The organism is Bradyrhizobium sp. USDA 4503, from assembly GCF_054055815.1.
The window spans coordinates 8,405,944-8,417,569 of sequence record NZ_JBSRXS010000001.1 but is presented as its reverse complement, the minus strand read 5'-3'; the positions used below and the strand labels follow the sequence as shown (position 1 = coordinate 8,417,569).

Sequence of the window (11,626 nt, the reverse complement as noted above, 5' to 3'; positions counted from 1 at the left end):
TAGAACGGGACGACCTCGGGATGCCCCCCTCCGTCGTAGTTCCATATGAGACAGAAGGCCCCCGATCACGCAACAAAAGACCGCTCGGTTTGGGGCGAGTTGCGGCTGTTTTCGGGCAAATGTTGCACAAATATCACGGACTTTTGAATTGCGGCATTTCCGCAAGCCATTGAAACAAAATACGAATATTTCAGTTACCGCTATCGGGCACAAGATTGGGCAACACCACGCGGAACGGTGTGCAAAACGCGTAGTCCTACTGAGAAAGCGATTGCTGAAGCCGGCTTCGGCAAGCGCTGATTCCGGTATCCGGGCACGACGTTTCGGCCCAAAACGCCGCGATTTGAACAACATAACCCGCCCTGAATACCGTCGACTCGCGCCTGGAAGGGCTTTCCGATGGCTCGGAGCAGGCCGAATGACGGCAGGCGGTTCGCCACGCATGTGCAGTAACGATGCTACATGTCACTGGGATGTCAGCGCGCAGAATCGGTCGATTTGTTCTCCGCAGCTCCGGCGCGCTGAAATATCTCTACTGCGCGCGGCGCACCCGCAAGGCTCGTCTCCGACGGAGCCGCGTCGCCCTCACTCGTCCAAAATGTCCAGGAGATCCTCGATCCGCTCGAAAGGCGGCTCGTGTATGTTGTCCGAATAGAACACGCGATCGCCGTCGCGCTGGAGCGAACGTGCTCTGGATTTGGGCAGCCTCCCGGGAAGGAACGTCGCCGCGACGGCCTCCGGGCCGACATCGAGCCTCACGATCCCTCGCCGCTTGCAATCGATCCTGAGCCTCGCCGCGGCGAAGAAGTCCCGCCCCGCCGACGGCAGCCTGCCGAAGCGGCGCGAGGTCTCTTCCTCGAGATCCTCCAGATCGTCTTCGCTCCGGCACCTCGCGGCACGGCCATAGATTTCAAGCCGCACGGATTCCGATTGCACATAGCTCCTGGGCAGCAGATCCGCGAGCGGAAGGTTGAGATCGGGCACCCACATATCGGCGGACCGGTCGTTGGTCTTCTCCGAGGCTTGCTTCAGAAGGTGGCTGTAGAGCACCGGACCGAAAACCTGCACGTGGCCGGATTGCCGCTCCGAAAGCAGATCCCCGGCGCCTCTGAGGTCGAGATCCCGCTCGCTGATCGCAAAACCGGCGCCCGGTCTGCTGAACTCCTCCAGAACGGCCAAACGCCTCCCGGATTGTTCCGAACTGGATTCGGTCAGCATGTATGCGAAGGCTCGTGTCCCGCCGCGTCCCACCCGGCCTCTGAGCTGGTGGAGCTGTGCCAGACCGAACTTTTCCGGCCAGCAGACCACGATGGTGTTCGCCCGGGGGATGTCGAGACCGCTTTCCACGATGTTGGTCGCCAGGAGGACGTCCGCCTCGCCTTCGACGAAGCTCATCATTCGATCGTCGATTTCGTCGACGGGTAGCTTGCCATGCAGGCAGACGATGCGGAGCTCCGGGGCCATCGACTGCACGCGCGCCAGCATCGGATCCAGATCCTGGATGCGCGGACAGATCAGAAAGCTTTGCCCGTGACGTCGCTGCTCGCGCAGCAATGCTGCGGCGATGGCGGCGTCCGAGAGCGGAGCGATCTTGGTCGCGACCGGAAGCCGATGAACGGGCGGGGATGCGATCACGCTCAGCTCCCTGAATCCCGCAAGGCCCGCCGCAAGTGTGCGCGGAATCGGCGTGGCACTCATCCACAGCGTATGGGCGCCCTTCGCCAGCCCTGAAAGCTTCGCCTTCTCGGCCGCGCCGAAGTGCTGCTCTTCGTCGACAATGACCAGGCTCAGCTTGGCGAACCTCACGTCCTTCGATGCGATCGCCTGCGTGCCGACCACGACCTTCATCTTGCCGCTTCGCAGGCCCTCCTTGGTCTCCTTCATCTCCGGAGCCGACGTCGCCCGCGACAGGCTTCCCACTTCGATGCCAAGCGGAGCAAACCGTTTGCGGAAGGTTGCAACGTGCTGCCTTGCCAGAACAGTCGTCGGCACGACGACGGCGACCTGCTTGCCCGACAGCGCAACGGCCGCCGCCGCGCGCAATGCCACCTCGGTCTTGCCAAACCCGACGTCGCCGCAGACGACCCGATCCATCGGATGACCGGACGCCAGATCATCGAGGACGTCGCGAATTGCCTTCGCCTGGTCGACGGTCGTGAAATACGGAAAGCGCGCGACGAACCGCTCATAGGCGGGACCGGGAGCGACCAGCTTGGGAGCGCGCCGGCGGCGCCGTTGCGCGATGTGTTTGGCAAGCGCCTTGGCGGCAGTCTGGATTTCCCGCTCCGCCTTGCCACGCCGCGTCCACCACGTACTACCATCGGCCCTGTCCAATGCCAGCTTGCCGAGCTCCGCGGCATACGGCCAGATCAGCGCAAGATCGGCCGGCGGAACGAGGACGGCATCATCCCCCGCGAATGCCAGCCTGATCATCTCGCGCGATGATCCCTTCCCCATATCGAAGGTCTGCAAGCCATCGAGCACGGCCAGCCCGCGCTGCAGATGCACGACGACCGCGCCGCGCTCCGGCACGTCGGGATGATCGAAAGCCGAGCTCCAGGCTCGCGCCATGGGCTGCGGATGATGCGCCCTGCTGCCGAGCACGTCGGTCGCCGTCACGACGACGAGCGGCTTGCGCCCTGAGCCGATGAAGCCGGTGTCGAAGTCGGCCAGCAGCGCGCCTTCGCCGCCCCGCCCCTTCGCCGCCTCGTTCCAGTCGGCGAAGCGCTCCACCTTGATCCCGCTCATTCGCTCCATCGCGCGCAGGTCATCTTCGACCGCCGCGACAAACAGCAGCCGCGATCCGGCGCGCCCGGTGTCGGCGACAAATGCGCGAAGAGCCTTCCGCGATGAGGCGACCTTCGAGAAATCAGGTGTGGCGGTAAAAGCTGCCTTTCGGGGCAGCGAGCTCATCCGTTTGGTCAGCCGTTTCCAGTCAGCGGGCCCCAGATACTCGCGCTCCGCCTCCCTGCGGCCGGCCGCCTCCTTGATCGTGCTCAGCCAGCTATCGGCGTGGCCCGAAACGCCGGCGTCCGCGATCCAGCGCGCGCGCTGACAATAATCCGGCAGCGCCGCCCGCTGTGCCCGCTTGCCGCCCAACGCGATCCGTTCGGACATCGGGTCGATGTGCAGTTCCTCCGCGTCGAACACGACGTCGTGCTCGTCCGGATCGACACCGGCGATTCTGCGGATCACGCCACCGGAATGCTCAATTCTGAACGGCCCCAGCGCGCCCGCGGGAAATACCTCGAACGTCATTCCGTGGAACAGAGCGCTGCCGGGATAATCCGCCTCTTCGTCGAGATCGTATCCCAGAGCTTCCAGACGATCCTTGAGTTCCTGCTCGGAATAGCCCGCCCCCACCTTCAGGCTGATGCTGAGGCGCGCCGAGCTGGCGGGCAACGGCAACCGCTCCATGATCGCCTCGGCCGTCGACACCAGGAAGACCGGCTTCTTGCTCCGGGCGAGGCGCCTCAACACCGAACTGCGCCGGCCGGCGATCTCTCGTGACGGCTCCAGCCCGTCAAAGGGCAAGGTATTCAGCCTCGGGAACACCAGCACCTCGAGCGAGGGATCGAGCGAATGCAGCACGCTGCCCAGACGCTCTGCCCTGTTCTCGCTTTCCGCAAGGAAAACGATGCCGTCCCGCCCGGACTTCTTCCATTGCTCGAGAAGATGAAGCGCCAGCATGCCAAGCGGTGAGGAAGACGAGATCCCGGAACGCGCCGATCCCTTGCTTTTCTTCTTCGCGCCAGCAGCAGCGCGGGCCTTCTTGGTATTCGCCACGTCAGATCCGTCGTTATGTCGTGATTACGATCGCCCGTCGACCTGGATCTCCGGGCGACTCGGGGCTTGTCGCCCGCCGCCATGGAAGCGAAAGCGGCACAAATTTCCAGCCAAGCCGGCCCAATCCGCCCGAAATGGCGGCGGGGGCGGCCGGCAAAAAACGATTCCTCTCTTGAAATCAACGGCTTGCTTGCTGGCTGGGGCGGGAGGGATCGAACCTCCGAATGGCGGAATCAAAATCAACTAGATTAATGAACGATATCAAGGCCCTTTTGGAAAAAAATAAGAAAAACACCCGCCAGCGATTTCAATAGCTAGCCAATCGTTTCCAAATGAGGAAGCTCCCGAATTCCTCATCAGCAGATTAGACTGGAATCGGCGCGAGACCCCTCGGGCTCCCTTAACGGTCGGCGCAACGCGGCACTAGACCCCTCGCGATGTGAGACGTCATGCGTCTAGGCGTCCAGCGGAGCCCTGACACTCTCCTGAGACCAGCTTTCCGTCGGCATTAAAGCTTCTGCATTTGAGCCGGCGAGTGGGCGGCCGCCCTCGCGGGCCGAGGCCATCCTCAAGCTCCTACGTTCGTCGGTCAAGCCATCGGCCATAGGACGGTTCAGGGCAGCCCCGGGTAAGGCTTTTTGGCCAATGCCAGGCCCTCGGCACCTCGGCTCGATATCCCTACACCATCTCAAGGCGCGAGCGACTGGGCCGGCGACGACCTCATGCACGATCCCAATTTCGTGGGCTCGCGGCCCCGTCAGGGTCAGCCCCCGCAGGATTATCTCAAGCGTTTTGGCTTTACCAACGATCGTCGGCAAGCGTTGGGTAGCCCGTTACCGGGAAAGCTGTCGATGCGCGTCTCCGGCAGACCGATTGCTGTGACGGCATTCCGGGCGACGCGCAAATCGCACGCCAGCGCAAACTCGAAGCCACCACCCATCACAGCCAGTTGATCGCTGAGATGACCGGCTTCTCAACTGCTGCAATCATGCCCGTGAGGCACCGCCGTATTCTCCGCCCCCGCTGTTGTAGATTCCAAGTTGAGAATATGGCTCGGGCGGGCAGCAGTCCAAGGGAACCCAGACGTTCAGAGCGACGAATAAAACCGAGCTACCGCTGCACCGGACTTGCCGCCAGGTCCGTCACAATTGCCTTGCTCAGCTATATCACGGCCCCAGAAGTGCGTGAGGAGGCGCGATCATCGGCCGGCCGGGCCACGAGCAAGGCGGCTCGATCCAACGTGGCGGGGCGACTGAAACTGGCAGTTTTCTAGCATACTGACCTGGGTTTATCTCGACGACCTCCAACGGAGAACCTTCATGTACATACCACCCCACTTTCGAGACGACGACCTCGAGAACATTCGAGCGACAATGCGCTGCGCCCGATTGGCCAACCTGATTACGGCCACGTCAGACGGGCCCCTTGCGACGCCTCTTCCGCTCTTTCTCGATGAGAGCGAAGGCGAACACGGCGCGTTGTACGGGCACCTAGCGAAGGGCAATCCGCAATGGCGCACGCCCCCGATCGGAGAAGCTCTCGCGATCTTTACTGGCGCAGAGGCTTATGTGACGCCATCCTGGTATCCCAGCAAACGACAAGCTGAACGTGTGGTGCCGACATGGAATTACATCGCGGTTCACGCCCATGGGCCGACCGAGTTCTTCGAGGATCCCGATCGCCTGCTTGAAATCGTGACGCGCCTGACGAATATCCATGAGACGTCACGTGCGACGCCTTGGGCGGTCAGCGATGCTCCCGCGGATTTCATCGCCGCCCAGTTGCGTGAGATCGTTGGCGTGCGCATCCCCATCACCAGGGTCGAAGGCAAGCGCAAGATGAGTCAAAACCGCCCCACGCCTGACCGCCTTGGTGTCGCCACCGGCCTGGCTGCGAGCAAACTGCCACGGGATCAGGAAGTTGCAGCTCTTATCCTGGTTCAGGGCTGAGGCGACACTGTGCATGACTGGCGCCAACAGCGCCGGTCGACAGAGAGCGAGCCTACATCGGCAGCCCTCACAGGCTCCAGCGACATTAGTTTTGCCGTGGCGCTGGTCAAGGCATTGAGCATTGGCTGCAGCGGCGTCCTCTCAGTGGAAAGTTGTCCAACACCCCGGAGCTTCGACTTAATATTCCGAGTACTGAGAACCCAATTCGCCTCACCAGAGTGAACCGATCTCGGAGAGATCACAACCTGGGCCATCGATTAACTCGCAAAATTCACTAACGGAACGATCAGCTCGGACTTACCGCACAGACTCTTGTCCGTATTCTGACAGAGACGCAATGTTGTGTCCGGTCCAGTGCAGCGCGCATAGCAAGCGTTGAGACCTTCCAAAGCCCTTCCGGCCTTGTTGCATGCCATCGCTGGCTGGCATGGCCATTGCTTCAACCAAATCGATCCAGAAATAGAGCTACAGAAGCAGCAATGCTCACGCTCTCCACCCGCCCTCTCGCCTCGGAAGAACGGTCCGCCCGTTCAGCTCACTGGCGCGCGTTGCACCGTGACGCCTCTGTTCGAACCACTACGATCGCCCCAGACATGTAGACCAGTAATATCTAAGCCTCGAACACATTCTATCGCGCGATCACATTTGCCTTAGGTTCACGCATAAAATCCGCGATTATTTTCGACTGGAATGGCACGCTGCTCGATGACGCCAACGCGGTGCTGCAAACCATCAATGCAATTTTGAGCCGCTTTGGTCGCGCTGCTGTGGATATGCACAAGCTTCGAGAGAAGTTCGAACTCCCTCCTTCGGTTCTTTTCCGCAACTTGGACATGTCGAAAGATGAAATCGAAGTCGTACAGAGCAACGACAACGCCATTTTTCACGACACTTATGAGTTCCTGGCGCGCAACGCGGCCTTACGTAAAGGGGCTCGAAATGTTTTGCTCGCCGCTGATCAGCGAGCCATCCAAACCGTCATTGTCAGCAACCACATTGTTGGACCAATTCGCACACAAGTGCGAAGACTTGGGATTAAGACTCACGTCACCGACATTTTGGCATTTGAGAGCCGCGCAACTCAGTTTAGGAGCATGAGCAAGCAAGAACGGCTGCGCTTGTATATGCAGGCCAATGATCTGTCCCCAGAAAGAACTGTCATCGTGGGCGATATGCCAGTTGAGACGGAGATTGCCCGCAATCTTGGCCTTATCAACGTATCAATCGTGGGAGGATATGTTTCCGAAGCGCGCTTGCGCGCGGCAGGGCCCGACTACATGATTTATGATCATCATGAATTATTACCAATCTTACAGAAGCATTGCCTTTTTGAGGGCAGTTGAGTGATTGCTATAACATAACTCGCTCCTGCTGCCGCGCTCTTCACGAGAGCACCATATTCGGTGGGTGACGTCGACGATCGAGCTTCTTTGTCACTCGGTCGAATCATCGGTTAGTCCGAGAACTCGCGCCAAATAGCGCAATTCGTTGCCATGAGGAGCTACATGTTCTTCTTTCGCCTGGCACGATGCTTGCTGAAGATCATCCGCTCCGAGAAGCAGAAACTTCAAGGGCTTGGAAAAACAACATGAGCACAACGGCTTTGATCGGTGACGTCATTCCGGGCGCCGATGTTCTGAAACGTGCAGCGCGCATCGGTGCCGAAGTCAAAAATATCGAGCTATCGGGCGATCTACCGGACCGCACGATCGCTGCGATCAACAGCTTGCTGCTCGAGCACAAGGTGATTTTCTTCCGCAACCAACGACATCTCAATGACGTTGAACAGGAGCGCTTTGCCGCTCGTTTTGGAAAGCTAACGCCGCATCCGATGCTCGGCGCCGCCAGGGGAACGGCCTCGCTCCTCGAACTGGATTCCACTCGCGGCGGCAGTCGCGCCGATGTTTGGCATGCGGATGGGACCTTCGCCGACGCCTATCCCAAGATTTTAGTCCTGCGGGCCGTTGTAATGCCAACTTTCGGAGGCGACACCGTGTGGTCGAACACAGCTTCCGCTTATCTCGATCTGCCGCCGCCGCTAAAACGGCTTGCCGAGGAGCTATGGGCCGTTCACAGCAACGTTTTCGATTACGCCGGGATCGCGCGTGTCCGCGAGGTGGACAAGAAACACTTTGACGAGGTATTCACCAGAACGGTTTTTGAGACCGAGCATCCCGTCGTGCGCGTCCACCCCGAAACAGGCGAGCGCACGCTAGTGCTCGGCGCTTTGGTGAAGCACTTTGTTGGGATCTCCAAATACGACGGACAAAAGCTGTTCGATCTGTTCCAGTCTCATATCACCGCGCCCGAAAACACTGTGCGCTGGAACTGGTTAGAGGGCGATATCGCGATATGGGATAACCGCGCAACGCAGCATTACGCCGTCAACGATTACGGGGACCGGCATCGCGTCGTACGTCGGGCGACGATCGAGGGTGACGTGCCTATCAGCGTCGATGGCCGGAGCAGTGTAACGCGCCTGAAGGTGACCGAATAAATGCCCATCGACGCCCAGCGCTCTTGCATTTGAAAACAGAGAAAGCCTGGTAATCGGAGTTATTTCGGGGCAGACGCAGGAACACGCTTTCCGACACGATTCTTAGCTCTCGGGCCAAACCCAGCAGCGCTTAGGTTGATGCATCGTACTATTTAGCGTTGACCGGCAGCTTCGAGAAGCCTTGAGCATCACTGTCCTTCGCCAGCGAGCGGTACGTGGCCTTCACGTTTCAATTTAGAAAATCCTCGATCCGTGGCCATAAAGCGCGCCAACATGGGAGCGATGAGCTTAGTCGGTTCGACCACTTGACCACCTTGACGCGTAAGGGCTTCTGCATATGCAACGAGATCGCGATGCACGGCCGCCGGCAGCTCCGTACTCACTTTGACCGGCTTGTCGTCTGGAAGCTCTCCTATTTTGAGTTTTGGCATGTTGTCACCCTCTATACGGCGTAAGTGTGAGGTCGCGATTGACAAGAACACGAACCGGGAAACCAGGTCGTACAGTCAAAGTAGGCTGGATGTTGAGACTGCGTCGAACCACCTGCTGTCCGGTTTGGTTTAGTGAGTCGGAAGCACCGTGTCGTAATGCCTGGATGATGGCGCTGTCGTTGCTGTTGGTGTCCGAGCCGGCACCCAGTTCAGTCCCGACCGCCAGAAACGTCGATAGTGCCGCAGCCTTGAAGAGCTCGCCCCAGTGATTGTCGACCTGGTCTTCGAGGCCTGCATACCCTGCAGTGTCAGCCCCAGGCTGCCGCTCGAGAACGACGGAACGTCCATTTGGCATGATCAGCCGCGTCCAGACGAGCAGGACACGGGACTGGCCGAAGGTGACCTGGCTATCGTATATGCCGATCAGACGCGCTCCCTGAGGCACAAGCAGAAAGCGGCCGGTCGGCGTATCGAAAACATTCTCGGTTACCTGTGCCGTGATCTGGCCTGGAAGGTCCGATCGGACCCCGGTAATCAGGGCTCCCGGAATCACCGTCCCAGCCTGCACGATGTATGGTGAAGCCGGCCGGGTGATGCGGTCAGGGCTTACCGTGCGACGATCCACAGAGGCGTTCACGAAGGCAAGCTTGCGGTCCTGGCCGTTCTGCGCAGATCCATCGTCGCCAGTGCTCGTTGCGTTCGGTAGCACGGCGCGGTCGCTTCCAACCGCCGCAGCGGTGGTCGCACGCACTCCTCCTCCATTGGTCGAAGCGAATAGATGACTGATGCGGGCTGCCTCGGACTCTTGATCTCGGCGCTGCTGGTCCGGATCAGCGCCGATCGCCGGCGGCTGGCCTTGGGCGGCAAGGATCGGTCGACCGAGATCCCCCGGAAGCGGCGGACCAAGCTGCGGGATCGGCTGGCGCGGAACGCCAGTATAGTCCTTCGGGAGCGTCGTAATGCCGTCGGCAACATTGTGGTGCTCGGTGCTGTAAAGCTCATTGGCCGCTTGATTACGGGAGCGATTGTTCTGTAGCGACCACAGCACCGCTCCGCCGGTGACAAGCAGGGCAACCGCGCTCCCGCCGGCCAAGACCTTCCGCGACAACCGCGTCACGCGCGGCTGCTCAGCTCTCAAGCGGAAGCTCCTGGACTGATCCTCTTGTGTCTCAGGCGGAGCCGCTTGCTCCTGATCGTTTCCATTCCCGGTGTTCATGACGACGGCCTCCTGTCGGTCCGGACAATACGGACCTTCTGCTGGTGCTCGCCGCCGAGCCGCAGTTCGGCGGCAGCAAACAGCCGATCGACGATCAATACGTTGCCGTAAGCGCGATAGTTGACGAGTTCAGTCTTGCCGTCAGGGCCGATGACGAAGAGCGGAGGCATCTCGCCCTGTACGATTCCTTGCGGAAATTCGACATAGACCTTGCGGCCATCGTCATATGCGGCGAGCGGCCGCCAGGGAGGACTGTCCCCTTCGATGGCATAGCGGGAGATGCGCTGCGCCGGGTCTGGAAGAACGGGCTTCAGAGCGACTGAACGCGATCGTTCCCGTGCAGTTTCTGGATAGTACCAGGCAACGGATGGCATATATGGCCGCTCGCGGGAGCGTAGTTCGATCAAGTAGGTGCGCCGATCGGTATTGACGACGAGATTGGTCTCGATCGAAGCTCGGGTCGGCTTGACCAGGATATGGACGCGACGCGTGTCGCCGCTCCCGCTCTCGGTATCGCCCACGACCCAGCGTACGGTATCTCCGGCCGCGATCGGTCCTGATCCCGTCAACTGCTCTCCTTCCTCGAGTGCGATATCCGTGATCTGCCCCGGCGCGGCGTAAATTTGATAGAGGGCTCCAGGACTGTACGCGTAAATCTGCGCCGCGTTGAAATACCCCCGCTTGCGCGGTTCTACCCGAGCTGCGCTGTTTGCGGTCTCAACCCGGCTCACGGGTTCAGCGTCTTCCTTCCCTCCCGACTTGCCGCCGAGAACCGGCTTCCAGAGCGGTGGAACGTGAAGCGGTTGCAATCTGTCGTCGAGATGCGCTGGAGCCGCCGGCAGCGGCGGGACTTCAGCGTCATAGCTGATCTCCGGAGGAATGTAGGTCGCGCACCCACCCAGCGCCGAGGAGCCAAGCAGGAGCGCGGACAGAACTGCTCGTTTCGCGGTCACGAACTCGGACCAAGTCGAATTGAGTTTGCGATGTTGGATACGACGCTTCGCAGATGCGTCTGACATCATATCGGTCACTGGCTCAACTCCTTCGACCAGTTGATGGCACGGACATAGACGCCAAGGGGGTTTTTGCGCAGGCGTTCGGCATCGCGCGGCGTCTCGATCACAATCGTGAGGATTGCAGTCCAACGTTCGGTCGAACTCAGCGTGCCGTTGTCGTAACTGCGTTGGGTCCATGCGACCCGAAAGCTCTCTGACGACGCGCGAATGACGCTCGAGACTTCCACTGAGATCTGCGCCTTACCCAGCTTGGCAAAGGGGTCATTGTTCCGCGCGTAGTCGTTGAGCGCAGCGGCGCCGCGATCGGTCGTAAAATCATAGGCCCGGAGCCAGTTTTGGCGTAGAACGATGCCGTCGGCTGGCAGACCTCTGACATCCTCGATAAAGCGCGCCAGATGGTAGGCGATCTGCGCATCAGTGGGTTGATAGTCGATGTTGGCCGGCGCAACCCTTTGGGCTTGGCCGAGATGATCGACTTCGACCACCCAGGGCGTGATCGATCCTTGATTTGACTGCCAGACAAGCCCACCAGCGAGACCGGCTGAAAGCGTCAAGCAACCGAACGCCATCAGGCGCCAATTCTTGGCTTGCAGACGCGCCGATCCAATGCGTTCGTCCCAGACCTGCGCTGCTTTCTGATACGGTGTGACCGGTTCGGGCGTGCGCCCGTAATGAACGGAAGTGCGCTTAAACATCGATGGTTGCCCTGGTATCAAGTGATCGGTTTCAAG

The 11,626-nt window shown here is 60.1% G+C and carries 8 protein-coding genes; 3 read left to right on the top strand and 5 right to left on the bottom strand.

The genetic code is table 11. The features are described from left to right. Positions 1-585: 585 nt before the first annotated feature. Positions 586-3,690 (bottom strand): DEAD/DEAH box helicase, encoded by a 3,105-nt coding sequence (locus ACVMIH_RS39580; protein WP_057015275.1) that lies wholly within the window; start codon positions 3,688-3,690, stop codon positions 586-588. 1,415 nt (positions 3,691-5,105) lie between these two features. Here ACVMIH_RS39580 and ACVMIH_RS39575 point away from each other — a divergent pair. The 3 genes from ACVMIH_RS39575 to ACVMIH_RS39565 all read left to right on the top strand — a co-directional run bounded on the left by ACVMIH_RS39575 (position 5,106) and on the right by ACVMIH_RS39565 (position 8,232). Beyond that, the gene (locus ACVMIH_RS39575) at positions 5,106-5,735 is read left to right on the top strand and encodes an FMN-binding negative transcriptional regulator (protein ID WP_456866065.1); all 630 of its coding nucleotides are present in this window, start codon (positions 5,106-5,108) and stop codon (positions 5,733-5,735) included. 638 nt (positions 5,736-6,373) lie between these two features. After that, the gene (locus tag ACVMIH_RS39570; protein ID WP_456866691.1) at positions 6,374-7,078 is read left to right on the top strand and encodes an HAD family hydrolase; all 705 of its coding nucleotides are present in this window, start codon (positions 6,374-6,376) and stop codon (positions 7,076-7,078) included. A gap of 245 nt (positions 7,079-7,323) precedes the next feature. After that, positions 7,324-8,232 (top strand): TauD/TfdA dioxygenase family protein, encoded by a 909-nt coding sequence (locus ACVMIH_RS39565; RefSeq protein ID WP_456866062.1) that lies wholly within the window; start codon positions 7,324-7,326, stop codon positions 8,230-8,232. A gap of 188 nt (positions 8,233-8,420) precedes the next feature. On the opposite strand, the gene ACVMIH_RS39560 is transcribed toward ACVMIH_RS39565, so the two are convergent. From ACVMIH_RS39560 to trbF, 4 genes are read right to left on the bottom strand one after another with little or no spacing between them, the layout of a single operon-like run. After that, complete coding sequence (locus tag ACVMIH_RS39560) at positions 8,421-8,663, bottom strand: DUF2274 domain-containing protein (protein WP_456827221.1); 243 nt, start codon at positions 8,661-8,663, stop codon at positions 8,421-8,423. A 4-nt stretch (positions 8,664-8,667) separates the two neighbouring features. Further along, complete coding sequence (locus ACVMIH_RS39555) at positions 8,668-9,879, bottom strand: TrbI/VirB10 family protein (RefSeq protein WP_456866059.1); 1,212 nt, start codon at positions 9,877-9,879, stop codon at positions 8,668-8,670. Further along, positions 9,876-10,901: a P-type conjugative transfer protein TrbG gene (trbG, locus tag ACVMIH_RS39550; RefSeq protein WP_456866688.1), complete on the bottom strand. Its 1,026-nt coding sequence runs from the start codon at positions 10,899-10,901 to the stop codon at positions 9,876-9,878. The genes ACVMIH_RS39555 and trbG overlap by 4 nt, the downstream gene beginning before the upstream one ends. 5 nt (positions 10,902-10,906) lie before the next feature. Next, the gene (gene trbF / locus ACVMIH_RS39545; protein WP_456866057.1) at positions 10,907-11,590 is read right to left on the bottom strand and encodes a conjugal transfer protein TrbF; all 684 of its coding nucleotides are present in this window, start codon (positions 11,588-11,590) and stop codon (positions 10,907-10,909) included. Positions 11,591-11,626 lie beyond the last annotated feature (36 nt).